Origin of the sequence: Nocardia sp. NPDC051052, from assembly GCF_044456045.1 — a bacterium.
Taxonomy (GTDB): Bacteria; Actinomycetota; Actinomycetes; order Mycobacteriales; family Mycobacteriaceae; genus Nocardia.
Genome location: NZ_JBITFL010000001.1, coordinates 266,215 through 291,568, shown reverse-complemented (window position 1 = coordinate 291,568; position 25,354 = coordinate 266,215). Strand labels below are relative to the sequence as shown.

General features: G+C 66.5%; 20 protein-coding genes. 7 read left to right on the top strand and 13 right to left on the bottom strand.

Annotated features, from left to right (window positions below; genetic code table 11):
- Positions 1 to 8: 8 nt before the first annotated feature.
- From ACIBCN_RS01365 to ACIBCN_RS01355, 3 genes are all read right to left on the bottom strand, one after another.
- Positions 9 to 2,948, bottom strand: a complete 2,940-nt coding sequence (locus ACIBCN_RS01365) for an FAD-binding and (Fe-S)-binding domain-containing protein (protein WP_396989468.1) — start codon at positions 2,946 to 2,948, stop codon at positions 9 to 11.
- Between the two features lie 75 nt (positions 2,949 to 3,023).
- A complete protein-coding gene (locus ACIBCN_RS01360) occupies positions 3,024 to 4,409 on the bottom strand; it encodes an MFS transporter (RefSeq protein ID WP_396989467.1) in 1,386 nt (461 codons plus the stop codon).
- Positions 4,410 to 4,698: 289 nt separating this feature from the next.
- On the bottom strand, positions 4,699 to 5,865 hold the full coding sequence (locus tag ACIBCN_RS01355) for a pyridoxal-phosphate-dependent aminotransferase family protein (protein WP_396989466.1): 1,167 nt from the start codon (positions 5,863 to 5,865) through the stop codon (positions 4,699 to 4,701).
- Between the two features lie 91 nt (positions 5,866 to 5,956).
- Between ACIBCN_RS01355 and ACIBCN_RS01350 the strand changes: the two genes are divergently transcribed.
- Complete coding sequence (locus ACIBCN_RS01350; RefSeq protein WP_396989465.1) at positions 5,957 to 6,694, top strand: IclR family transcriptional regulator; 738 nt, start codon at positions 5,957 to 5,959, stop codon at positions 6,692 to 6,694.
- A gap of 255 nt (positions 6,695 to 6,949) precedes the next feature.
- Here the strand turns inward: ACIBCN_RS01350 and ACIBCN_RS01345 are convergent, their stop codons facing one another.
- The 4 genes from ACIBCN_RS01345 to ACIBCN_RS01330 are packed head-to-tail and all read right to left on the bottom strand — an operon-like array spanning position 6,950 to position 11,647.
- Positions 6,950 to 8,113: a glycerate kinase gene (locus ACIBCN_RS01345; RefSeq protein WP_396989464.1), complete on the bottom strand. Its 1,164-nt coding sequence runs from the start codon at positions 8,111 to 8,113 to the stop codon at positions 6,950 to 6,952.
- A 7-nt stretch (positions 8,114 to 8,120) separates the two neighbouring features.
- Entirely contained in the window at positions 8,121 to 9,896 is a 1,776-nt protein-coding gene (gene gcl, locus ACIBCN_RS01340; protein WP_396989463.1) for a glyoxylate carboligase, read from the bottom strand.
- 2 nt (positions 9,897 to 9,898) lie between these two features.
- Positions 9,899 to 10,789: a 2-hydroxy-3-oxopropionate reductase gene (locus tag ACIBCN_RS01335; protein ID WP_396989462.1), complete on the bottom strand. Its 891-nt coding sequence runs from the start codon at positions 10,787 to 10,789 to the stop codon at positions 9,899 to 9,901.
- A 33-nt stretch (positions 10,790 to 10,822) separates the two neighbouring features.
- Positions 10,823 to 11,647, bottom strand: a complete 825-nt coding sequence (locus tag ACIBCN_RS01330) for a hydroxypyruvate isomerase family protein (RefSeq protein WP_396989461.1) — start codon at positions 11,645 to 11,647, stop codon at positions 10,823 to 10,825.
- Positions 11,648 to 11,806: 159 nt separating this feature from the next.
- On the opposite strand from ACIBCN_RS01330, the gene ACIBCN_RS01325 reads away from it, so the two are divergent.
- Positions 11,807 to 12,571 (top strand): IclR family transcriptional regulator, encoded by a 765-nt coding sequence (locus ACIBCN_RS01325; RefSeq protein WP_396989460.1) that lies wholly within the window; start codon positions 11,807 to 11,809, stop codon positions 12,569 to 12,571.
- Between the two features lie 69 nt (positions 12,572 to 12,640).
- Here ACIBCN_RS01325 and ACIBCN_RS01320 read toward each other — a convergent pair whose 3' ends face one another.
- The 3 genes from ACIBCN_RS01320 to ACIBCN_RS01310 all read right to left on the bottom strand — a co-directional run bounded on the left by ACIBCN_RS01320 (position 12,641) and on the right by ACIBCN_RS01310 (position 15,864).
- Complete coding sequence (locus ACIBCN_RS01320; protein ID WP_396989459.1) at positions 12,641 to 13,657, bottom strand: Fic family protein; 1,017 nt, start codon at positions 13,655 to 13,657, stop codon at positions 12,641 to 12,643.
- A gap of 744 nt (positions 13,658 to 14,401) precedes the next feature.
- Positions 14,402 to 14,935: a DUF3145 domain-containing protein gene (locus ACIBCN_RS01315; RefSeq protein WP_396989458.1), complete on the bottom strand. Its 534-nt coding sequence runs from the start codon at positions 14,933 to 14,935 to the stop codon at positions 14,402 to 14,404.
- Between the two features lie 95 nt (positions 14,936 to 15,030).
- Positions 15,031 to 15,864: a serine hydrolase domain-containing protein gene (locus ACIBCN_RS01310; protein ID WP_396989457.1), complete on the bottom strand. Its 834-nt coding sequence runs from the start codon at positions 15,862 to 15,864 to the stop codon at positions 15,031 to 15,033.
- A gap of 42 nt (positions 15,865 to 15,906) precedes the next feature.
- Between ACIBCN_RS01310 and ACIBCN_RS01305 the strand changes: the two genes are divergently transcribed.
- The 3 genes from ACIBCN_RS01305 to ACIBCN_RS01295 all read left to right on the top strand — a co-directional run bounded on the left by ACIBCN_RS01305 (position 15,907) and on the right by ACIBCN_RS01295 (position 18,092).
- A complete protein-coding gene (locus ACIBCN_RS01305; protein ID WP_396989456.1) occupies positions 15,907 to 17,100 on the top strand; it encodes a serine hydrolase domain-containing protein in 1,194 nt (397 codons plus the stop codon).
- Between the two features lie 46 nt (positions 17,101 to 17,146).
- A complete protein-coding gene (locus ACIBCN_RS01300; RefSeq protein ID WP_396989455.1) occupies positions 17,147 to 17,647 on the top strand; it encodes a GNAT family N-acetyltransferase in 501 nt (166 codons plus the stop codon).
- Between the two features lie 85 nt (positions 17,648 to 17,732).
- A complete protein-coding gene (locus ACIBCN_RS01295) occupies positions 17,733 to 18,092 on the top strand; it encodes an iron chaperone (protein WP_396989454.1) in 360 nt (119 codons plus the stop codon).
- Positions 18,093 to 18,140: 48 nt separating this feature from the next.
- Here the strand turns inward: ACIBCN_RS01295 and ACIBCN_RS01290 are convergent, their stop codons facing one another.
- From ACIBCN_RS01290 to ACIBCN_RS01280, 3 genes are all read right to left on the bottom strand, one after another.
- Positions 18,141 to 19,271, bottom strand: coding sequence for an NDMA-dependent alcohol dehydrogenase (locus tag ACIBCN_RS01290; protein ID WP_396989453.1), 1,131 nt, complete (start codon positions 19,269 to 19,271; stop codon positions 18,141 to 18,143).
- A gap of 145 nt (positions 19,272 to 19,416) precedes the next feature.
- Complete coding sequence (locus ACIBCN_RS01285) at positions 19,417 to 19,947, bottom strand: DinB family protein (protein WP_396989452.1); 531 nt, start codon at positions 19,945 to 19,947, stop codon at positions 19,417 to 19,419.
- A gap of 71 nt (positions 19,948 to 20,018) precedes the next feature.
- Positions 20,019 to 21,083: a phosphotransferase family protein gene (locus tag ACIBCN_RS01280; RefSeq protein ID WP_396989451.1), complete on the bottom strand. Its 1,065-nt coding sequence runs from the start codon at positions 21,081 to 21,083 to the stop codon at positions 20,019 to 20,021.
- Between the two features lie 80 nt (positions 21,084 to 21,163).
- Here ACIBCN_RS01280 and pabB point away from each other — a divergent pair, with 80 nt between their 5' ends.
- Positions 21,164 to 23,419: an aminodeoxychorismate synthase component I gene (gene pabB / locus ACIBCN_RS01275; RefSeq protein WP_396989450.1), complete on the top strand. Its 2,256-nt coding sequence runs from the start codon at positions 21,164 to 21,166 to the stop codon at positions 23,417 to 23,419.
- Between the two features lie 143 nt (positions 23,420 to 23,562).
- Positions 23,563 to 25,353 carry a TerD family protein gene (locus ACIBCN_RS01270; protein WP_396989449.1) on the top strand — a complete coding sequence of 597 codons (1,791 nt, stop codon included), beginning with the start codon at positions 23,563 to 23,565 and terminating at the stop codon, positions 25,351 to 25,353.
- The last annotated feature ends 1 nt before the right edge of the window (position 25,354 follow it).

Genomic DNA, 25,354 nt, shown 5'->3' with positions numbered 1-25,354 from the left:
GATGTCTCCTATTCGATTCCGGCCAGTGCTTCGCGCACCAGCTCGACGGGATGCCACGCGGTGCGACCCGCGCCGTGGAAGATCTGCTGCCGGCACGACACACCGGTCGCGGCGACGATGGTGTCTGCCGACTCGGCGGCGAGGGCCGGGAAAAGCCGGTCCCCGCCGACGGTCATGGACGTTTCGTAGTGCTCGGACTCGAAGCCGAACGAGCCCGCCATCCCGCAACACCCGGAGTCGATCTCCACCACCTCGACACCCGGAATCCGGCGCAGCAACGCCATGGTGGCCGCCGTGCCGACCTCGGCCTTCTGATGGCAGTGGCCGTGAAAGACGATCCGCCGGCCCGCCAGCGGTGAATCCGCGCGCAGCGTCAGCCGACCCGCGTCGATCGCCTCGACGAGCAACTCCTCCACCTGCTTGACTCGCGCCGCGACCGCCCGCACCGACGTCGAATCCGGCAGCAGCGCAACGTGTTCGTCGCGCAGCATGAACAGGCACGACGGCTCGCAGCCGACGATCGGCGAGCCGGGTTCGGTATCCTCGGCCAGCGAACGAACGAGCCCGGTGGCCTTCTTCTTCGCGTCATCGAGCAGCCCCTTGGACATGCTCGACCGCCCACAACACCCACCGCTCGCGAGCTCGACCCGCCAGCCGGACCGCTCCAGCAGTTCGATCGCCGCCACCCCGATGTGCGGCTCGGTGAACGTAGTGAACGAATCGGCAAGCCAATTCACAGTTCCCAGCGTCGTCTGATCAACCGTCACGCCCCGACGACGGAACCACCGCACCAAGTTGACCCGCTGGAACACCGGCAACGGCCGAGCAGCCGTAATGCCGAGCATGCGGTCCATCATCCGGCGCGCGAACCCGTTGCGCCCCGGCAGATTCGACAGCGGAGCCGTCGCCGATCCGATCCGATTGAGCAGCCTTATCGAACCGAAAGCCCTTGAACGCAAGGGTGTTCCATGGATTTCATGATGGTGCGCGAGCGTCTCGGCCTTGAGCGAGGCCATGTCCACACTCATCGGGCACTCGCTCTTGCACGCCTTACACATCAGGCACAGATCGAGAATATCGTGCAACCGCTCACCACCGAGCGCGGCATGCGGGTCCGGCTCGGACAGCGCCTTTACCAGCGCGTTGGCCCGCCCACGGGTGGAGTGCTCCTCGTTCTTTGTCGCGATATAGGACGGGCACATCACCCCGGCGGTGGATTTGCGGCACAGCCCGATATTCATGCAGCGATCCGCCGCACCACGCATTCCCCCGACGACCTCGAACTGCAGCGCCGTAGTCAACGGCGGCGCCGGCGGCAACGCGTCACGGTCGCGCAGATTCTCGGTCATCGGCGGCGCGTCGACGATCTTGCCCGGGTTCATCACGTTCCCAGGATCGAAGAGCCGCTTGACCTTTCGCATCGTCTCGTACAGTTCGTCACCGAAGATCTCCCGGTTGAACTCGCTGCGCGCGAGCCCGTCACCGTGCTCACTGGAGTTCACCCCGCCGTACTCGGCGACGAGATCCTTGACCGCCTCGGCGACCGCACGCATCGTGATCACCTGCGCCGGATCGGTCAGATCGACGAACGGGCGAATATGCAGACAGCCGACCGAGCAGTGCCCGTAGAACCCCGCCTCCATCTTGTGCTCGTCCAGAATCTCCTTGAACCGCTTGGTGTATTCGGCCAGGTGCGCCGGATCGACGGCGGTGTCCTCCACGAAGGCGAGCGGGCGGCGGGTGCCCTCGCCCGCGGCCATCAGCAGGCCGAGGCTGGACTTGCGGACCTTGAGCAACGCGGTCTGATCGGCGGCGGTGACCGCCCGCAGCGTGTGGTAACCGTGCCCGTTCTGCTGCCATAGTCGATCGAGCCGGTCCAGATCGGCGATCAGCGGCCCCTCGTCGTCACCGCTGAACGAGACGAAAAGCAGTGCGCCCGGGTCGCCGACGAGAATGTTGCCGAGCTCGGCATACTCGATCTTCTGCCGGGACAACTCCAGGATGGTGCGGTCCATCAACTCGACCTGATGCGGCTCGCAGCTCAACGCGTCCGTGGTGGCCGCGATGGCACTCACGGTGTCGGTGAAATGCCCTACCGCATATACCGTTCGGGCAGGCTTGGGCACCAGGTCCACCAGCGCGTGCGTGGCGATCACCAGCGTGCCCTCCGCACCCACCACGAACTTGGCCAGATCGAACGGCTTGTCTTCGCCGAAATCCACCAGCCGGTCGAGCCGGTAGCCACAGGCGCGCCGCCAGAACGTCGGCATGCCGGCCTTGATAGCCGACTCCTCGGCGATTACCAGTTCCGGAAGTTCTTGATAAATACGGCCTTCCAGGGTCTGCGCCGAGGCTCGTCGTTTGTGTTCGGCCTCGTCGACCGGTGCGAACCGGGCGCGCGAACCATCGGAAAGCACCACGTCCAGCGCCCGTACGTGATCGATCGTCATGCCGTAGGTCCTGGAACCGCTTCCCGCGGAATTGTTTCCGATCATCCCGCCGATGGTGGCCCGATTGCTCGTCGAGGTGTCTGGGCCGAACATCAACCCGTGCGCGGCCGCGGCCTGGTTGAGCTGGTCCTGCACCACCCCCACCTCGACCAGCGCGGTGCGGGCGATCGGATCGATCTCCAGGATCCGGTTCATGTACCGGGACAGGTCGAGCACCAGGCCCGGACCGACGGTCTGCCCGGCCAAACTCGTTCCCGCACCACGGGGCACGATCGGCACCCCGAGCTCACCGGCAGCCCGCACCGCCGCGGCGACGTCGTCGGCGTGCCGTGGAAACACCACGCCCAGTGGCGTTATCGAGTACATGCTCGCGTCGCGGGAGAAGATGTGGCGGCTGTAGTCGTCGAAGGCGACCTCGCCATCCATCGTCGTGCGGAGCGTGTCCTCCAGACGTGCGGCGACGGCGGACCGGTCGGCCGTTGCGGTGGGTAGGTTCATGAGAGTCCTTTGATCCTCGGTAGTTCACGACAGGGACCATGCGGCGGCCGACCCGAGGATCGGCCGCCGCGGCCGTCAGACGATCGGGGCAGCGTCCGTCACCGGTTGCGCCTCCACCCCTGCGGGTTTCGACATGACCACCAGTTGTTCCTCCGCCAGAACGGGTTTCGGCTCCGACTGGACCGCGTTCGTCGCCTCGCGCATCTTCTTACGCAACGTCAGGACGAGCAGCCCGGCGACAGCGAAGACCCCGCCGAAGAACGCTTGCGTGAGCGCGTACCCGCCACCGCTGATATCGCTGAGCCAGCCACCGATATAGGGCCCGAAGAAGCTGCCGAGATTGCCGACGCCATTGATCAGGCCCAATCCCGCCCCGGCGGCCGCGACCGGAACAAGTTTGGTGACCGTCGCCCAGAACGGTCCGTACCAGGCGATCGACGCTGCCGTACCCAAGATCATCGCCCCGAGTACCAACCACTTCTGATCCGGCGAGATCAAACTCGCGCCGCCGAGAATGATCGCCGCGGACCCGAGAACCAGCGCCATGTGCGCGATGTGCCCGCCGCGTTTGTCCGCCGATCTGCCGATGAGAATGATGGCGACGCCCGCGGCGATCTGCGGCAGTATCGCGACGAAACCCACCTTCAAATCGGTATGGAACGCCTTTTTCAACACGCTGGGCAGCCACAGGGTGAGACCGAGCAGACCCATCTGCGTCAACGTGTAGATGAGGGCGAAATGCCACACGATCTTGCTGGTGAAGGCCGCCTTGAAGGTGCCGCGATGCTGCAGCGGTTCGCCCTCCGCGACCCGGGAACGCTCGATGAAGTCGCGTTCGGCCGTCGACAACCACCCGGCCTTGGCGGGTGTGTCGCGCACTACCGCAAGCCAAGCCGCGAGCCCGACGACCAGCGGGGCACCGCCCTGGATGATGAACATCCAGCGCCAGTCCGTGTAGGTCAGCAGGATGCCAGAAAACGGTGCGGCCACGATCGCCGCGATCGGGGTGTACAGCTTGAAAATCGCATAGGCCCTACCCCTTTCGGCGAAGGGGAACCACGTCCGGATGGTGGCCATCAGCGCCGGTTGCACGCCGCCCTCGGCCACGCCGAGCAGGAAACGGGCGATCAACAGCTGGCCGACGGAATTGGTGAAGCCTTGCGCCATCGCGGCCACGCTCCACAACACCATCAGGATCGCGATCCACTTTCTGGCACTCCACCTTTCGGCCATATACCCGCCGGGGATCTGCAGCAGCAGATAGCCCCAGAAGAAGATGCCGCTCGCCAGACCCTGCTCGGCTTTGCTGAGCCCCATATCGGTTTCGAGGTGCGGCAGCGCGAAACTGATGTTGGTGCGGTCGATATAACAGATGACGTAGATGAAGACGACGATGGGCAAGATATACGTCCATCGCTTCATCTCGGACAGGCGCCGGATTGGCGTAGTTCGCTCGGACAACGACCTACCTCCTCGTAGGTGGCCGACGCGAAAAGCGTCGGCGTATAGCGGATCCCGGCTCGTGGCGGAGCATCGGGAGAGTCACTCGTGGCGGAGCATCTAGGGTCGAGATCTCCGAGGCCGGTGTCGCGTTGAAGCGCCGATCTGGCGGATCTGCCGTGCTTGACGTCCACGCCGTAATGGCGGGGGCTTACGATGTGCCCAGCGGGGAGCGATCGAATTCAGTTAACAGGGGCTGTTTCCCGGCGCTCACTGTCCATCGATGGAAAGTGCGGCGCCGGAGCATGTTTCATTCGGCGCGTAAGACCGAAAGAGCGGCTTGCAGACCGGCGGGATCGACAGCCACGCCGGCCAGTTCGAGACCCATCTGGACACCGGACAGGGTGCCTGCGAGGGTCAGGTCGTTGAGGTCGCCGAGATGACCGATTCGGAACACGCGCCCGGAGAGCTTGCCCAGCCCCGTGCCCAGTGACATATCGAAGCGGTCCAAGATGATTCGGCGCACCTTGTCCGCATCGTGTTCCGCGCCCAGCAGCACAGCGGTCAGCGCACTGGAGTACTCGCGTTCGTTGACACACAGCACCTCGAGACCCCAGCCACGAACGGCCGCCCTGGTCGCCGCGGCGTGCCGGTTGTGCCTGGCGAAGACGTTGCGCAAGCCCTCCTCTTCGAGCATCAGCAGCGCTTCCCGCAGGCCGTAGAGCAGGTTGGTGGCCGGGGTGTACGGGTAGAAGCCGTGCTCGTTGGCGTCGAGGATGGGCGTCCAGTCCCAGTAGGACTTCGACAACCGCGCCGCCGGTGCGGCCGCGAGCGCCTTGTCGCTGATCGCGTTGAAGCCGAGACCCGGTGGCAGCATCAGGCCCTTCTGCGAGCAGCCGACCGTCACGTCGACACCCCAGTCGTCGTGCCGGTAGTCGATGGATCCCAGCGAGGAGATCGTGTCGACCAGCAGCAGCGCGGGGTGGTCCGACTCGTCGATGGCGGCCCTGATCTCCGGTATCCGGCTGGCGACGCCGGTCGAGGTCTCGTTGTGCACCACCATCACCGCCGCGATGCGGTGCGCGGTGTCCTCAGCCAGCCGCTCGGCGACGGCCGCGGCATCGACGCCGCGCCGCCAGTCCCCCGGCACGAAGTCGACGACCAACCCGAGCCGGTTGGCCATGTCCCGCCACAGGCTGGCGAAATGTCCGGCTTCGAAGGCGAGCACCCGATCGCCGGGCGAGAGTGTGTTGACCAGCGCGGCTTCCCACGCGCCGGTGCCGGAGGAGGGATAGATGACGACGGGACCAGCCGTGCCGAAGACGGGTTTCACCCGGTCACGAAGGTCGAGGGCGAGTTCGGCGAAGTCGGGGCCGCGGTGGTCGATGGTCGGTTGCGCGATGGCGCGAAGTACCCGATCCGGGACGTTCGTCGGTCCGGGGATCTGCAGGAAATGCCGTCCACTATGAGCGGTCATCACATCGTTTCCATTCCGTGCCGTTATATGGCACACTGTGCCGTGAAAAGGTGCAGCAAGGGTAGGGATGCGCGATGAAGGAGTCAATACCTTGCGAAATGTCCTGAATACGCTTCGCGTGCTGGAAGAGGTCGCGGCCCGGCAACCGATCGGCGTCGGCGAGCTGGCGCGGGTGCTGGAGATGCCCAAGAGCACGGTCCAGCGGGCATTGGTCACGCTGGACGAGGCCGGGTGGATTCGTCCTGCGTCCGGCGAGGTGACCCGGTGGGTGTTGACAACCAAGGCGCTCGCGGTCGGCAGTCGCGCAGGCGGGGATCTCGGACTGCGCGGGGTGGCGTTGCCGATCATGGAGAATCTGCGCAGGCAGACCGAGGAAACCATCCACCTGACCGTTCCCGAGGACAGCAAAATGGTGCTGATCGAGCGGCTGGAAACCGACAAACCGGTGCGCACCAACATGGCGCTCGGCCACTCGCTGCCCATGCATGCGTCCGCCAACGGGAAAGCCGTTCTCGCGCACAGCAATCCGGAGTTTATCCGGCAACTGCTCGTCGACGAGCTACCGCGCTACACCGACACCACGGTCACCGATCCGGAGGAATTGCGCGCCGAACTGGCCGTGATCCGGGAGCGCGGGTTCGCGGTCAACCGTGGCGAATGGCGCTCCGATGTCGGCGCCGTCGCCGCAGTTGTACTGGGCGACAACGGAAAGCCAGTAGCAAGCCTCAGCGTGAACGTGCCCTTCAGCCGTCTGACAGACGAAACGGAGCCCGTATTCGGGGCAGCGGTGAGCGCGGCCGCGAACAGCCTCAGCGCCCGACTCGGCTAGCCTGCCGCAACCGCGCACCTTCTGAGATCCGCACGCGTGTCAGCGCGGCAATTCGGTGTGCGCGAAATCAGAACCTGTGCGGCTGAGGCAGTGCGCGCAGCCGCAAGCACCCGTCGGCGCGCGGCTCGGCCAACGGCGGTGCGCGCGAACGCAGGCATCCTCAGCGCAGCTCGGCGAACCGCGGGATCCCTGCCGCAGACGCACACCTTCTGACATCCGCACGCGTGTCAGGGCGGCGATTCGGTGTGCGGGGAATCAGGACTTGTGCGGCTGTTGCTGCTTCACCACAGGGGTTGTCTGCGATAGGTGTCGCTCGGCGATGTGGGTGCCGAGGCGCTGCAGCAGCTCCTCTCCCTCGGTGAAGCAGCGCTGGACGTCGGGCTCTATCGCTACCAGTGAATAGGCTGCCGTGAATCCGGCGGACTGTAATCGGGCTTCGGACAGGGTGTTTCGACCGCAGACCGCTACCGCCGGGATGCCCGCCGCATGGGCTGCGGCGGCGACGCCCGCGGGCGCTTTGCCGTGCAGGGTCTGTTCGTCGAGGGTGCCCTCGCCGGTCACGACCAAGTCCGTACCGGTTAGGTGGTTGCCGAAATCGGCCGAGTCCAGGACTAATTCGATGCCCGGAGCCAGTATGGCGTCGAGTACCGCTACCGCGGCGAAGCCCACTCCCCCGGCGGCGCCCGCGCCGGGGATGTCTCGGCGATCGGTGCCGGTGGTCGCGGCGACGATGTCGGCCCAGTGGGTGAGTGCGGCATCGAGCGCGGTCACCTGACGATCGTCCGCACCCTTCTGCGGGCCGTAAACGGCTGCCGCACCCCGTGAGCCGGTGAGTGGGTTGTCCACGTCGCAAGCGACGGTGAATTCGACACCGGCCAGTCGTTTGCGGAGTCCGGTCAGGTCGATGGTCGCCACGTCCGCCAAAGCCGCTCCGCCGTCACCGATTTCGGCGCCATCGGCATCGAGTAGCCGAGCACCGACTGCGCGCAGCATGCCCGCCCCGCCGTCGGTGCCCGCACTACCGCCGATGCCGAGCACCACCCGGCGGCAACCCGCGTCGACGGCCGCGGCGATCACCTCGCCGGTCCCCCGGCTGTTTGCCGACATCGGGGCGAACTTCCCGTCGGGCAGCCGGAGGAGCCCGGATACGTCCGCCAGTTCCACCACGGCGAGATCGCCGCGCCGGGCGTAGGAGGCGCCGACCGGTTCTCCGGTCGGCCCGGTGGCGACTACCGGGATCGCCGCGAACCCCGCCGCCAGGGCTGCCGCGACAGTCCCGTCGCCGCCGTCGGCGACCGGGATGACCAGCACCGACGCGTCCGGCAGCACCCGTCGAATACCGGCCGCGACGGCGGCGCCGACCTGTGCGGCGGTCAGCGAACCCTTGAACTTGTCGGGAGCGATGAGTACCCGGGGCATCCCGTCCTCAGTCCAGTAGCGCGGCAGCGGTGGGTGCGTCCGCGGCGGTCTCGGCGAGTTCCTCGAATTCGACAATATTGTCGATCTCCAGGCCCATCGACACGTTCGTCACCCGTTCGAGGATGCACTCGACGACCACCGGCACCCGGTGTTCGGCGATCAACTTCTTCGCCTCCTCCAGGGCCGGGCCGATACCCTCCGGCTCGAACACTCGAATTGCCTTGCAGCCCAGCCCTTCGACGACCTTGACATGGTCGACGCCGTATCCTGCGACCTCTGGGCTGTTGATGTTGTCGAAATCGAGCTGGACGTAGTAGTCCATGCTGAACGCTCGTTGGGCTTGGCGGATCAGCCCCAGGTACGAGTTGTTCACCAGCACATGGATATACGGGATGCCGAACTGTGCGCCGACGGCCAATTCCTCGATGAGGAACTGGAAGTCGTAGTCGCCGGACAATGCCACCACCGTGGCATCGGGGTCGGCCGTTGCGACGCCCAGCGCGGCGGGCAAAGTCCAGCCGAGCGGGCCCGCCTGGCCCGCGTTGATCCAGTGGCGTGGACGGTAGACGTGCAGCATCTGGGCTGCCTGGATCTGGGAGAGGCCGATGGTGCTGACGTAGCGGGTATCCGGGCCGAACGCCCTGTTCATCTCCTCATAGACACGTTGCGGTTTGATCGGGACGTTGTCGAAGTGGGTTTTGCGCTGGCCCAGTTGCTTTCGCGCCCGGACCTGCCCAGCCCAATCCGACCGATCGCGGAGTTCACCTGCCGTCGCGAGCTCACGGGCGACGTCGAGGAACACCTGCAGCGCGGCACCGGCGTCGGAGGTGATGCCGAAGTCTGGCGCGAAGACACGTCCGATCTGCGTCGGCTCGATGTCGACGTGCACGAAAGTGCGGTCCTTGGTATAGGTTTCGACCCCGCCGGTATGCCGATTGGCCCACCTATTACCGATACCGAGCACGAAATCGGATTCGAGCATGGTGGCGTTGCCGTAGGGGTGGGAGGTCTGTAGTCCGACCATGCCCGCATACAGTGGATGATCGTCGGGGATCGTGCCCCAGCCCATCAGGGTCGGCACCACGGGAACACCGGTCAACTCAGCGAATTCGACCAGCAAGCCCGCGGCATCAGAGTTGACGATGCCACCGCCTGCCACGATGAGCGGGCGCTCGGCCGCGTTCAGCATCGCGATCGCCTTCACCGCCTGAGCCTTGGTCGCGGCCGGGCGATGCACCTGCAGCGGCTCGTAGGTGTCGATGTCGAACTCTATTTCAGCGAGCTGCACATCGATCGGCAAGTCGATCAGTACCGGGCCGGGCCTGCCCTCGCGCATCAACCGGAACGCCTTCTGGAACGTACCCGGCACCTGCGCGGGCTCCAAGACAGTCACCGCCCACTTGGCCACCGGCCCCGCGATCGAGGCGATATCCACCGCTTGGAAGTCCTCCTTGTGCAACTTGGCCACCGGCGCCTGACCGGTAATACACAGGATCGGAATGGAATCCGCGCTGGCCGAATACAACCCGGTGATCATGTCGGTGCCCGCAGGACCCGAGGTACCGATGCAGATGCCGATATTGCCCGCTGCGGCACGGGTATAACCCTCAGCCATATGCGAGGCAGCCTCGACATGGCGGGCCAGCACATGCTTGATCCCACCATGCGCGCGCATCGCGCTATAGAACGGATTGATCGCCGCCCCAGGCAAACCGAACGACTGTGTCGCGCCTTCCTTTTCGAGAATCAACACCGCGGCGTCCGCGGTACGCATCCGTGCCATCGTCAGTTCTCCTTGTCCGCACGCCCACTCAGGCGCCGCACCCCGCGCATTAGGGCACTGTGGTCGAGTCCGCCGTCACCGCTCGCCTTGGCGGAGGCCATCAACTGTTCGACCAGCGAGCCGACCGGCACCACCACCCCGGCCGCCCGGGCCGCGGCCGTCACGATGCCCATGTCCTTGTGGTGCAGGTCGATTCGGAATCCGGGCGCGAAGGTTCGGGACAGCATGTTGTGCTGTTTCTGGTCCAGCACCTTCGAGCCGGCCAGCCCGCCGCCGAGCACCCGCAGGGCGGCCTCGATATCCACTCCGTACGCCTCGAGGAAGATCACGGCCTCGGCGAGGGCTTGGATGTTGGCCGCGACGATCAGCTGGTTGGCCGCCTTGACGGTCTGGCCGGAGCCGCTGGGGCCAACGTGCACAACGGTTTTGCCGAGCACGTCGAAGATCGGCGTCGCCTCCTCGAAGTCCGCGGCGTCACCACCGACCATGATGGACAACGAGGCGTCGACCGCGCCCTTCTCGCCGCCGGAGACCGGGGCGTCCAGCAGCCGGAAGCCGCGCGCGGCAGCCTGTTTCGCGAGTTCGACGGTGACATCAGGCCGGATGCTGGAAAAGTCGATGATCAAAGCGCCGGGCTCGGCGCTGTCGAAGACGCCCTTCTCGCCGCCCAGCACGTCCTTGACGTCGGGTGAGTCGGGCACCATCACGCAGATCACCTCGGCGCGGTGTACCGCGTCCGCGATCGAGGTGGCGGCGCGTCCGCCCGCGGCGACGATCGGCGCGGCCTTGGCAACGGTGCGGTTGTAAGCGGTCACCTTATGACCGGCGGTGGCCAGGTGGACGGCCATCGGGCTGCCCATGATGCCGAGCCCGATGAAAGCGATAGTGGTCATGCGCATTCCCTGAAGTCTTTCCTGGACAATGATTTACGCCGTGGTGCCGCGGCGCTCGCGCGGCAACCACGCGAAGCTGTCGGCGGAGCCTGCGGACGGCTTGTATTCGAGTCCGACCCAGCCGCGGTAACCGCGAGTCTCGAGTTCGGCGAGTTGCCGTTGCAGCGGAAGTTCGCCGGTGCCTGGCTCATTCCTGCCGGGGCTGTCCGCGATCTGTACGTGCGCGATCCTGGCGGTGTGCTCCGCGATGACCTTGTCGACATCGTCGCCGTTGACCGCCAGGTGGTACAGGTCGGCAAGCAGGCCGAGATTCGCTGCGCCCGTGGATGTTTGCACCCGATCGAGCACCGCGAGCGCGTCGGCGGCGGTCCGCAGCGGGTAGCGATCCGCGCCGCTCACCGGTTCGACCAGCACGGTGCCGCCGATCCGGGCGGCGACGGTCGCGGCGAGGGCGAGGTTTTCGGTCGCCAGCTCGTCCTGCGCCGCGGCGGATGCCTCATCGGTGCGATTGCCGTAGAGCGCGTTGAACGCTCGGCAGCCGAGGCGCTTGCCGATCCCGATGGTGACGTCGATGTTGTCGCGGAACTCGGTGGATCGAGCGGGCCAGGACAGCAGGCCGCGGTCGCCGTTCGGCATGTCACCGGCGGCGAAGTTCAGGCCCACCAACGACACTCCGGCGTCCTCGATGGCGGCGACGAAGGCATCGACCTCCTGGTCACCGGGAACGGCGCGGTCGAACGGCCACCAGAACTCGACCGCGTCGAAGCCGGCCCGCCGCACCGCTTCCGGCCGTTCGAGCAGCGGCAGCTCGGTGAACAGGATCGAGCAGTTGACCTCGTATCGGAGCGAATGGCTCATGGATCCCTCCAGATTAAATTCCACAATGCGGAAGTATTATTCTGATATACGGAATAGCTTAAGAGTTGAGGCTGACGCGGTCAAGGACGATGCGGGTCACAGCCGAGGGCCGAAAGATCGACGGTAGGCTTCCACCATCCGGAAACATGGAGGTAGCCAGTGACCGCAACGAGCGAAGCAAAGGGACGCACCGGCGGCGTCCAGTCCATCGAGCGCGCCTTCGGACTGCTCGAGACCATGGCCGATGAGGGCGGCATGATGGGCCTTTCCCAGCTCGCCACCGCCTCCGGCCTGCCGCTGCCCACCATCCACCGGCTCGTGCGCACCCTCGTCGACCTCGGCTACCTCCGTCAGGAACCGTCCCGCCAATACGTGCTGGGCCCGAAGCTGATCAAGCTCGGCGAATCCTCCGCACACATGCTGAGCCTGCGCGCCCGCCCGCACCTGGCGCGCCTCGTCGACGAACTCGGCGAATCCGCCAACATGGCCATGCTCGACGGCGACCAGATCGTCTACGTCGCCCAGGTCCCGTCCCGCCATTCCATGCGCATGTTCACCGAAGTCGGCCGCCGCGTCCTCCCGCACTGCACCGCCGTAGGCAAAGCCCTACTGGCAGGCATGCCGCCCGAACGCACCCGAGACCTTCTGCAGCGCAACGGAATGCCGCGCTACACCGAACACACCATCACCGACCCCGAAGAATTCACCCGCCAGCTCGCCACCGCCGCCACCAACGGCTACGCCATAGACGACGGCGAACAGGAACTCGGCGTCCGCTGCGTAGCCGTAGCCGTCCCCGAAGCCCCCGCCCACCTAGCCATCTCCATCTCCGGTCCCGTAGGCCGGATGTCCGAACAACTAGTAGACCGAGCCATCCCCCTGCTCACCGAAGTAAGCCAAACCCTCTCCGCCGACCTCCACTGAAACCTCTCTCCGCCAAGCCCATCCCGCTAGTTTCGTTGCTATGTGCGCGGCCCTACGCGTCTACCACTGTCATCGGCGTTGATGCTTAGACTTGCGGTAAGCCTCCACGGCCTTGCGCGAACTTCGCCAGATTCCGTCCGGCCCCTGAACCGCATCTAGACGCCCTCGCTGCGCGGCTTGGCGCAACGCAGGCAATGTGAAGTCTCCGTCCACCAAGGCAGGCAATGGAACCAACCGTGCGGGGCCGGCAACATTGGGCACAATGAAGCGCACGAGGTTGTCGTACATAGCGCGCGCAATCAACTCACCCAGAGCGCCATAGTCTCCGACATCGGCACGCTGTAGAGCCGTTAGATAGAGATCTCGCTGGCGTTTGAAGACGACGACTGGCGGATGGCCGAGTCGGACCAGGATGAGGTTGAGCACCAGTCGACCAGTCCGTCCATTTCCGTCGAGAAACGGGTGCACACGTTCGAACCTGTTGTGTATACGAGCCAGCTCCTCGGCCAGCGGCAGTTCTGTTTCGGTGCCCGTGGCGATTTCTTTGCCGAGCGAGCAGACGTCGGTGACCCATTGGTGGATCTGCTCAGGCACGAGAGGCCAAGTCGGAGGAGTCATACCAGCGCCGAAGGCGCGAATATCGTGCTCTCGGAAACTTCCGGGCCCCTCCCGATCGGTTGCGTCCGGGTGCGGTAAAACATCCCAGACCGGTGTCATTGCGGTTTCGTGAATCCGTCGGATTTCAGCGATGGTGACGAGCCGACCGTCGTTCAGTTCGCTCGGCTCCATGGCCTGGCTGTATACCCATTCGGCTGCGTCAGCGTAACCACGAACTTCGTTGTACTCCGCGAGAGGCTTTGCACCCACGGCGCGCCCCTGGTCGAGCAACGCCTGGACTTCACGCAAAACCAGCGTGTTTCCTTCCAGCGCCGTCGAGTGGTGAGCTTCCAGATGCCAGATGTCGTTCCAGATCGACTGGGCTTCCCTAGGGTTGGGCAACCCACCGAATCGATCATTGAGCTCTTTCAGCGCCAGATCGAGCCGGGCATACAGACTTGCGCGACTCGGTCGTCCCCTACCCACCACGAGCGACTCCCGCCAATCGGCGCACTCACCTGCCCACGAACGGCGCGGCAACCACGCTAGTTGATTAGTTCAATTGAGCATACCTTCAAGTGATCAAATTCTACGACCGCATACAGTCCGCTCCCCATAGGGGATACCGCGGAACCCCTCCAAGCGTCCAACCCAGCTCTGTATGAAGAGTCGAGACGACACCGTAGACCATAGCAACGACATTTCGCACTCTTCGACAGCGTGGGCCGTGCCGAGCGATCGGCATCATCCCAGCGGCCGGTCGATTTCGTTGTCCTGCAAACAACTTCGTGCTCCGCCAGCGCCGGATGGCACAGGTGGAAACTATCGCTGCCGCTCGAATAGCGAGAAGATGCGCACTATCGGCCGTCGGGCTCGGTCGTCATGAGCAGGTAGACAAGCGGCGGATTCTGGGCAACCAGGCCTGCAGGATCGACAGGTCCGGCAGGGTGATGTGTTCGGAGACGTTCGTCAGGCTGCGGTGGAGCCGGATCCAATGTGGCAGAGCAGTATTCGAGAAAGCTCCGACAACTCGGTTGGACCAAGTCGCTCCGACCGTCGTGGTTCGAGGTCGAGGACGAACAGACTCCAGGAGACCTGCGATGGGCGGTGCGCGAGTCCACCGTCGATCCCGTTGCTCGAATCTGATGGGCCGTCGAGTAGCCGCGCATCGGCAGTGAGCGGGCCGACGGCCCGATACTCGCCTGGGCGGCTGTCGGCGCCGCGGAATCGGGACTAACCGACGTCGCGGCGGAGCCAGGTGACCTCGGCGCCGGACTCGGTTCCGTAGCGGTAGATTTCGAGGTCTTCGTCCCAGGGGGTGCCGAGGGCGCGGTCTAATTCGGCGGCTAGGTCGTAGGTGTTGTATTTGCCGAGTTCGCCTGCGGCTTGGAGCATTGCGCGCAGGCGCATTTCGCCGAGGGTGACGTCGCCGTTGGCGCTGGTGGAACCGTGCCAGAGGCCTAGGCCGGGCACGAAGCAATACCGTTCGCCGTCCACTCCTTCGCTGGGGTCTTCGGTGACCTCGAAACGCAGGACGGGCCAGGAGCGCAGGGATTGGGCGATGCGGGCGGCGGTACCTACCGGGCCCATCCATTCGCTGGTCGCGCGGAGTTGGCCGTCGGCGGGTTGGGCGGTCCAGCGCAGCTTCGCGGGTGAGCCGAGAGCGGAGGTGAGTGCCCATTCGACGTGCGGGCACACCGCAGCGGGCGACGAGTGGATGTACACCACACCCGCCGTCACGTCCGCGAACTGACTCGATGCGCGCACTACTAACACCTCCAGCGTGGACGGGGGACGTCTTCCCCAACGAGCCCGTCTGCTGGTGTTGCCTGAGTGTACTGGAGTGCCCGATGTTACGTGTGTTACTTCACCGCCGTGTTGCGTGGGAGTGTCGCCTCCGCAATAACGGCATCACTGAAGGGCGGCCAGGCCGCTCTGGCCCAGTCGCCGAAATTCTGGTCGGTCAATGCGAGACACGCCAACGACGACGCGGGGTCCACCCACAAAAACGTGCCGGACTGCCCGAAATGACCATAAGTTCCCCCGGAATTGGTGCTACCTGTCCAATGCGGAGTCTTCCCGTCGCGAATCTCGAAACCCAGACCCCAGTCATTGGGGCGCTGCGACCCGTAACCGGGCAGCACGCCATTGAGGCCGGGGAATTGGACGGAGGTCGCCGCGGCGTGCGTCTGCTCGGAGATCAACCGCGGGTCCAGCAATTCCGCCGCGAAACGCGCCAGGTCGGCGGCGGTGGACCGCCCCGCGTGCCCGGCGGGCCCGGCCAGCACCGAATTGGTCATGCCGAGTGGCTCGAACACGGCGTCGTGCAGGTATTCGTCGAACGTGATCCCGGTCTGGTCGGTGACGAATCGCGCGAGCACCTCGAATCCGATGCTCGAGTAGATGCGGCGAGTGCCGGGTGCGGCCTGGATGTCGCTGGTGTCGAAGGCGAGGCCCGAGGTGTGCGCGAGTAGATGCCGCACGGTCGATCCGGGCGGGCCCGCGGGCTGATCGAGTTCGACCGCCCCCTCCTCCACCGCGACGAGCACCGCATAGGCCACCAGCGGCTTGGTCACCGAGGCGAGCGGGAACACCCGGTCCACCTCGCCCTCGTGCACTGCCTGTCCGTCGCCGGTGACAACCGCGGCGGCCGCGTGCCGAACCGGCCAGTCCCTGATCTGTTCGAGTGAACCCACTCAGCGAGCGTACGAGAAGAACGCCGCTACCATCGAAACACGATGAGTGAAAAGCTGACGATTCACGGCGAGGTCGAGTCCGGCTTCGGGCCCGTCGCCGACGCGTTCCGGCGCAATTTCGCCCAGCACGGCGAAATCGGTGCCGCCGTCGCGGTGTACGCGGGCGATCGGCCGGTGGTGGATCTGTGGGCCGGCCATCGCGATCGGCACCGGACCCTGCCGTGGGAACGCGACACGATCGTCCCGGTGTTCTCCTCGACGAAGGGCATGGCCGCGTTCACGCTCGCGGCGGCGGTGTCGAAGGGACTGCTCGACTACGAGCAGCCGGTGGCGAAGTACTGGCCGGAGTTCGCCGCGCAGGGCAAGGGCTCGATCACCGTGCGGCAGCTGATCGACCATCAGGCCGGGCTGTCGACCCTGGATTCGATGGTGGGGCTGAGTCAGATCGCCGACCTGGACGGGCTCGCGCCGATCCTGGCCGCGCAGAAACCCGCGTGGCAGCCGGGCACCCGACACGGCTACCACGCGATCACCCTCGGCCTGTACCAAGGCGAATTGTTGCGCCGCGTCGACCCGCAGCACCGCACGCTCGGCCGAATCTTCGCCGACGAGTTCGCGAAACCGCTCGGGCTGGACTTCTTCATCGGCCTGCCCGCCGACCAAGGATTGGAACGCATCGCCACCATGGCCGCCACCCGCGGCCTCGACGCCCTGCGCTACGAGCGCGACTTCCCGCTGCGCATCGGCGCCGAGATGGCCGCTAAACGCGGGTTCGCCTACGCGGCACTGAGCAATCCGCGCACCGGTAGTCCCGCACGGGCGACGCGACGCGAATTCCTCGAGGTGGAACTGCCCGGCTCCAACGGCGTCGGCAATGCCCGATCGCTGGCCCGCGTCTACGGTGCCGCGGCGGGCCGCACCGGCGCGCTCCCGATCGACGACAGCGTGCTCGGCAGGCTGGCGGCAGCGGACACCGCCGACGACGTTCCCGCCGCAGACCTGGTGCTGCACATCAAGACTCGCTACCACCTCGGCTTCCGCAAGTCCGGCGGCGAGTTCCGCTTCGGCTCCGACAAGCGCGCCTACGGCACCACCGGCCTCGGCGGTTCCTTCGGATTCGCCGACCCCGCAACGGGTCTCGGCTTCGGCTACTCGATGAACCGGCTCGGCCTGGCCGTCCTGGACGACGTCCGCAGCCGCAACCTCCGCCAAGCCTTGCTGGGCTGCACGAGCTGAACAGCGCCCTGACCGCGACTCCGGCGCTCGCCGGTAGCCTGACGCGGTGATTGCCTCGGGTGCCTGGGGTGTCGGCCCCGAACCTTTCGACTCTGCTGTCGCCGCTATGTTGTGGCGGGCCTACTACACCGAAGTGAGTGACCGGTGGTATCAGCTGCGCGAAGGACGGGTGACCGATCCGGCGGAACTCGAGCGCGAGATCGCGGCGGCAACGGGGGCCGAACTCGCGCCGCCACACGGGGTATTGCTGGTCGCGCGGTATGGCGGCGAACCGGCCGGGACGGCCGGGGTACGCCTGCTCGACGACGCGACCGCGGAGCTGAGCCGGATGTTCCTGCTCGCGAACATGCGGGGAAAGGGTGGTGCCGCACTTCTCGGCGCTGCCGCCGAACACCAGGCGCGCCTGCTCGGCGCGGAACGGATGGTGCTCGATACCCGGCTCGATCTGGTGGAGGCCAGGGCGCTGTATGCCCGGCTCGGGTACACAGAGTCGACGCCACACAACGACGAGATGTATGCGCAGTGCTGGTACAGCAAGAGGCTTTAGCCAAGCCGCACTCCTGCCTACACTGACGATGGCTCCACCCTCTTCAGCGATCGATCGATACCCGAACACGGAATCGAGGGACCTCGTGGCAGAGCAGCCCGCAACCATCGACACCTACATCGCCGCGTTTCCCGAAGACGTGCGCGGCATCCTCGAGGAAATCCGGCACACCATTCACCGCGCCCTACCGGACGCGACCGAGGCGATCAGCTACGACATCCCGACCTTCAAGGTGAACGGCCACAACGCCGTCCACTTCGCCGGCTGGAAGAAACACATCAGCCTGTACCCGATCCCGGACGGCGACAAAGCCTTCAACCGCGCCGTCGAACCGTACCGAGCAGGCAAAGGAACGCTGAAGTTCCCACTGACCAAGCCCATCCCGTACGACCTGATCGCCCAGATCGCGACCACACTGGCCACCCGCTTGGTGAGCAAGTCGTAAGACATAGCGTTCGTGACCCAGCTCGGCCGGGTCACGAACACGCTCGATCTACCAGTCGGCTTCGGTGTACTTGATGATGCCGCGGATGTTCTTCCCGTCCAGCATGTCCTGGTAGCCCTGGTTGATCTCCTCCAGGGCGTAGGTGCGGGTCACCATGTCGTCGAGGTTGAGCTGGCCCGCCTTGTACAGCCGGAGCAGGTTCGGCGCATCCTGCCGCGCGTTGCCGCCGCCGAAGATGGTGCCCTTCACGGTCTTCTGCAGCATGGACAGCAGGAAGCTGTTCATCTTGACGTCGCCTGCGTCCATCCGGCCCATCGAGGTGACCACAAGTGTGCCCGCCTTGCCGGTGAGGATCAGGCCCTCTTCGACGTAGTCGCCGTGCATTTCGCCCATGGTGAGAATGACCTTCTCGGCCATCCGTCCCTCGGTGGCTTCCATCAGCGGCATGATCGCGGCGGCCATGCTCTCGTAGGTGTGCGTGGCGCCGAACTTCTGCGCCTGCTCGCGCTTCCACGGGTTCGGGTCGATGGCAACGACTTTCGACGCACCGGAGAGCACCGCGCCCTGCAGCGCGCTCATGCCGACGCCGCCGATGCCCGCGATCACCACGGTCTCGCCGGGCTCGACCTGCGCGACGTGGGTGGCGGAGCCGAAACCGGTCGGCACGCCGCAGCCGACCAGGCAGGCCACCTCGAACGGGATGCTCGGATCGATCTTCACGACCGAGGTGTGGTGCACCGTCATGTACGGCGCGAACGTGCCGAGCAGGCACATCGGGATGACATTCTCGCCGCGCGCCTGGATCCGGTAGGTGCCGTCGCTGATCGCCTGACCCATCAGCAGGCCCGCGCCCAGATCGCACAGCGCCATGTTGCCGCTCACGCAGGACGGACAGCGCCCGCACGCGGGGATGAACGACAGGATGACGTGGTCACCCACCGCCAGATCGGCGGGGCAGTTCGGCCCGAGCTTGGTGATCACGCCCGCGCCCTCGTGGCCGCCCATCACCGGGAAGGCGGGCATCGGCGTCGCGCCGGTGACGATGTGATGGTCCGAATGGCACATGCCGGCTGTTTCCAGTCGGATCTGCACCTCACCGGAAACCGGATCGCCGACCTCGATCTCTTCTACCGACCACTGTTGGTCGATCCCCCACAGGATCGCGCCCTTCGTCTTCATTCCTGTCGACCCTCTCGCATGCACGTGCTTATATGTGACTGCACCCACACTAAGCCAAAAGTGGAACGCGTTCTAGTGCCGAGTTGGAAATTCAGCGGTATCGGCGATCGAGGGCCCGGAACACGTTCTAGTCTTGGGTCGGAAATCAGCCGCGCACGTCGTGCACGTGGTGGACGAGATCGTGGATGAAGTAGCGCGCGAACGACTCGACCGTGAAGATCGCACCGTCGCTGCGCTCGCCACTACGGTCACGCTCGGCAGGCGGCACGGACTCGAAGGACCGCGCGACCACGTCGGCCGCCTCGGCGAGTTCGGTGGCGACCCGCGCCGGGTCCTGCTCGCCGTAGCGGTCGCTCACGGCGGTCTCGTCCTGATCCCAGTTCGCGAAGCGCGGGACCGTGCCGTCTGTGGTGCCGCGCAGGATCTGCTGGAGCCGGACGTCGAAGAGCCGGCACACATCGCGCACGTGCGCGCCGTACTCCAGCGGCGACCAGGTCGAGTCGTCCGGCCGAACCCTGGCATCGGGGCGGGCGAGCACCTCGGCGAATCGGGACGCACTCTCGCGCGTCAACGGCGGCACGTCCGCGTAGTCGATCGTGGCGGGATCGAATCCGCAATCGGCACAGGCACGTTCGAGCACCCAGGTCCAGTTCTTCACATCAGGCACGATCGGCATGCGCCCAACCTAACCTGGCCGAATATCGGCAACCACAGATATTCGGCCGACTGTCGGCAACATCCCGACAATTACTCCATCAAGCCGTGCGCGCGCTCGAACAGCTCCAGCGTGATGGCGTGCAGGAAGTCGCCGACCTGCTTGGGCGCCTTGCCCGCGAACGCGCGGGCATGCGTGCCCTCCAGCACGATGCCGAGCTTGAAGCAGGCGAGCACGGTGTACCAGGGGACGGCGCTGAGATCGCGGTCGGAGAACTTTCCGTAGTGCGCGACCATCTCCTCGGGGGACGGCAGCCCGCCCGCGGCGCCGAGCTTGCCGACCAGCGCGGCGCCGGTGCTGCCCGGTTCCGGCCTGGTCGCGATCTGCCAGCCCAGATCGAGCAGCGGATCGCCGATGGTGGACATCTCCCAGTCGACCATGGCCGCGACCTGCGGGCCGTCGTAGGAGAACATCATGTTCGCGAGGTGGCAGTCGCCGTGCAGGATGCCCGGCGTCCACTGCGCGGGGCGATTGCGGTCCAGCCACTCCCCGACCCGCTCGACACCGGGAATCTCCGGGCCGGGGTAGCCCTCGTTGACCGAGTACGACTCGAGTTCGCCGAGCCAGCGCGGCACCTGACGCTCCAGGAAGCCGTCGGGCTTGCCGTAGTCGGACAGTCCGAGGGCCTGATAATCGAGCACGCCGAGCCGGGCGATGGCCTCGACCGCGGACAGGCCCATCTCCTTGCGGATCGCCGGATCACCCGCGTGCAACTCCGGCAGCTCGTTGGCCGGATTGAAGCCGTTGATCGGCTCCATCAGATAGAAGACCGCGCCGATCACCGAGTCGTCGGGGCAGGCCGCGATCACCCGCGGCGCGCGCACATCGGTGCCGTTGATCGCCGCGAGCAGCCTGGCCTCGCGCCGGATCACGTCGTTGCTCTTGGTGCGCAGATGCTTCGGGCCGCGGCGCAGCACGTAGTCCGCGCCACCGCGACTGAACCGGAGCATGACGTTCTGCGTCCCGCCGCCGAGCGCGGTCACCTCCTCGAATTCGCCTGCGGGCAGGCCTTGCTCATCCATCCACTTGCCGACGAGGGCGAAGTCGACGAGTGCACGATCCACGCCAACCGGTTGCGCAACAGACATGCCCAACATTGTGCACCACCCGCCGAAGCCAACTGAAGGCACTAGACAACAGTTGGGCCCGACCGGTGCGGCGTAGGGTTTCGGGCACCATGCGCACGTTGTTGATCGACAATTACGACTCGTTCACCTACAACCTGTATCAGCTGATCAGCGAGGTGAACGGCATCGAGCCGACTGTCGTGCGCAATGACGAGGTCGGCGAGCTGGAATTGGCCCGCTTCGACAACATTGTCATCTCGCCCGGACCGGGCCGCCCGGACGTCGCTCGCGATGTCGGCATCTCGGCCGCGGTGATCGGCGAGACGGACCTGCCGTTGCTCGGCGTGTGCCTCGGGCATCAGGGCATCGTGGTCGCCGCGGGCGGGACGGTCGCGATCGCGCCTGCCGCGCGGCACGGCTACCTCGACCGGATCGAGCACGACGATCAGGACCTGTTCGCGGGCCTGCCCCAGGGGTTCACCGCCGTCCGATACCACTCGCTGTGCGCGGAACGACCGCTGCCGGACAGTCTGGAGATCACCGCGACGGCCGCCGACGGCGTGATCATGGGGGTGCGGCATCGCACGCGACCGCAGTGGGGTGTGCAGTTCCATCCCGAGTCGATCGCCAGCGAATTCGGCGCCGCGCTACTGCGCAACTTCGCGAAACTGACTGCGGCACACCGGGCTCGGGCGACCGGCCGGGCCACGGCGGCGCAGCGAGGCGACCTGGTGACCATGCGGCTGCGTCCCGTCACCATCGCCGCGCCGGTCGGCGCGCAATCACGTTCGGAGACAACACTGTCCACAGTGGCGCCCGAGCAGTTCCCGGCCCTGGTCGAGCAATTCGGTGCGCTGGGCAGCGGATTGCTCAGCGCCGCCGCCGGTTCGGCGCGACCCGACGTCGCCGACCGCTACGGCGGTGCACCGCGCCATTGGCAGCTGCAGCACGCCGTGCTCGACCGGGCGATCGATACCGAGAGCGCGTTCGTCCGGCTGTACGGCAACTCCCCCACCGCTTTCTGGCTCGACAGCGAGCACGTCGAGCCGGGCCTGGACCGGTTCTCGTTCCTGGGCGACGCGAGCGGACCGCTGGCGGAGGTGGTGCGCTACCGGGTCGGCACCGGCGAGGTGACCGTCGAATCCTCGGACGGCAATCGGCGCGTGGTCGCGGGCGGGGTGCTCGACTATCTGGCCGCCGAATTGCGGCTGCGCCACCTCGAACTGCCCGATCTGCCTTTCGATTTCGCGGGTGGCTACGTCGGATACCTGGGTTACGAGGTGAAGGGCGATTGCGGCGGGCGGACGGCCAACCGGGCGCCGACACCGGACGCGCAATGGATCTTCGCCGACCGGATCGTGGTGGTCGATCACGTCGGCGGCCGCACCCACCTACTGTCGCTGACGGATTCGACGGCGGACTCACTGCGCGCGGGCGCCGACTGGCTGCGTGATGCCGGGGAAACCCTGGAAACCCTTCCGACGTGGGCGAATCCACCGACCCTGGACGTGCCGTCGGACGGCGACGTCGTCGAACCGCTGCTCACCCGCGGCCGGGACCGCTACCTCGCCGACATCGCGGTCTGCCGGGAACGGCTGCTCGCGGGCGAGTCCTACGAGATCTGCCTCACCGACAGCGTAACCGTGCCCGCCGTCGAAGACGGCGGACTCGACTTCTACCGCACGCTGCGCCGCTGCAATCCGGCGCCGTACGCGGCCTACCTGCGGTTCGACGACCTCGAAATCGCCTGCTCCTCACCGGAACGCTTCCTCAAGATCGACCGCAGTCACACGGTGGAGAGCAAGCCGATCAAGGGCACCGCCCCGCGCGGCAGCACGCCCGCCGAGGACGAGCGGCTGGCCCGCGAACTGGCTGACAGCCCGAAGACCAGGGCCGAGAACCTGATGATCGTCGACCTGCTGCGCAACGACCTCGGCCGGGTATGCGAGATCGGCAGCGTGCACGTGCCGAAGCTGATGGCCATCGAGTCGTATATGACCATGCACCAGCTGGTTTCCACGGTGCGCGGCACGCTGCGCCCCGGCGTCGGCGTGATCGACTGCCTGCGCGCGTGTTTCCCCGGCGGCTCGATGACCGGGGCACCGAAGCTGCGCACCATGGAGATCATCGACGAGCTGGAGACCGAAGCGCGCGGCATCTATTCGGGCACCATCGGCTTCCTCGGGCTCGGCGGCACCGCCGACCTCAACATCGTCATCCGCACCGCCGTGCGCTACGACGGACGCTGGCGGATCGGCGCGGGCGGCGCCATCGTGCTCGACTCCGACGCCGAAGACGAGTACCACGAGATGGTGCTCAAGGCCGCCGCCACCCTGCGTGCGGCAGCGGACCACGTCGCCCACTGAGGGCCCACAGGCCTGCCATACGTCTCACCGGGCCTCAGCACCCTGGGAGACGTACCAGAACTCTGTGACACCGCGGGCGGCCCGCCGAGTGGAGGGGTCGTCGGGTTCGGCGTGTCGGTGGGTCGTGGCATAGTTCGGTGGCGATGAAACTCAGCAAAGGCGCCAATGCCGCGGTACCGACATCCCTTCTTGCCGTGGTTGTTTCGTGGCGGTCGGACCACGCGGTAGACGCGCATGCCCTCTTGCTGGGCGAGTCGGGCGCGGTTCGCACGGATCGTGATCTGGTGTTCTACAACGCGCCGCGGCATGTTTCGCAGGCGGTGACGCTGGATCAGGAGCCCGCGCCGCGGACCGCCCGGCTGAGTGTTTCGCTGCCGCGTACGGAGTCGGACGTGGCGCGGATCGTGATCACCGGGTCGGTCGACGAGGGCACCTTCGGCGACATCACGGGTCTGTCCCTCACCATTCACGACGCGCACGGGCCGATGGCCGGGTTCGCGATCGAGGACGCCGACCCGGTCACCGCGCTGATGTTCGGCGAGTTCTATCGCAGGGACGGACAGTGGCGATTCCGCGCTATCGCTCAGGGCTGGTCCACCGGGTTGTCCGGGCTGGTCACCGAATTCGGGGTGCGCGTCGACGATCAGCCGCGACCGTCGCACCCGGCGGACCCGTTCGGCGGACGGGCGCCGCAGCCCCCGACGCTGGAGCGCGTTCCGGTCGACGACTCGACCGACCGGGAGCCGATCCCGGCGAACCCACGGATGCGGCAGACGGATCTCCTCGACCAGCCGGCCCGCCCGCCGCACCAGCGGCCCGTCGATCTCGCCCGACGTCTGGCCGACCCGGCTCCGGCACCGGCCCCACCACCGAATCCCGAACTGGCCGACTGGCATTCGGACCCCGAGAACCCCGCGCAGCTGCGCTGGTGGGACGGGACCGAATGGACCGGCGCCACTCACCATCGGCATCAGACGCGCGACCGGCACTGCGACCGCTGCGGAAACCTCCTCCGTCGCAAGCTGTTCGGCGGCCTCGCGGCCTGCCAGTCCTGCGACATGGAGATCGCGGAGTTCCTGACGCACTGGCACACCCAGGCGTGGCGGGTGCTCACCGCGCACGGACCGCGCGGCCCCGAGTGGGCGGCGCTGTGGGCGTCGTTGCGCTATCAGCGCATCGAGGAGAGCGCGGGTCGCGCGGCGCTGCGCGACGCGGGGCTCAGCTACGTGGAGCGACTCGTCACCTTCACCTTCGCCGACGGCGAGGTCGAGCACGACGAGCTGGCGGCATTCGAGCACGCCGTCACCGAACTGGCGCTGACCGGTCCGCTGATCGAGGACCTGCGGCGGCGAATGCACCGCGGCCGCACCCTGTCCCGGCTGCGCGCGGGCGAGCTGCCGGTGATGCGCACCCCCGGCCTGCATCTCGATCCCGAGGAGAAGGTGCATCTGGATCTGCCCGCGGTGCACGTCCGCCAACTGGCCCGTGGCCCCAGGCTCACCGAGGGCAGGTTGATCGTCAGCAACAAGAAGCTGCGCTTCGTCGGCGACGGCACCGGCACCGAATTGCTGTGGTCCCGTGTGGTTTCCGTGCACACCGAGCAGAACGCGGTGCTACTCGCGGCGACCTCGTCGCGCGGCGGCGCCACCTTCACCGTCAGCGACCCGGACTACGTCGCCGCCGCGCTCGAGGGCGCGCTACGGGTGGCCAAACGGCTGATCCTCACCCCGGGCCAGCGCGACACCCGCAGCATCTCGCAGGAGGTGAAAGCCGAAGTGTGGCAACGCGACGGCGGCAAATGCGTCGAGTGCGGCGACACCCACTACCTCGAGTTCGATCACATCATCCCGCTCAGCCGTGGCGGCGCGACCAGCGCAACCAACCTGCAGATCCTGTGCCGCTCCTGCAATCGCGCGAAGGGCGCCCGCATCTGAG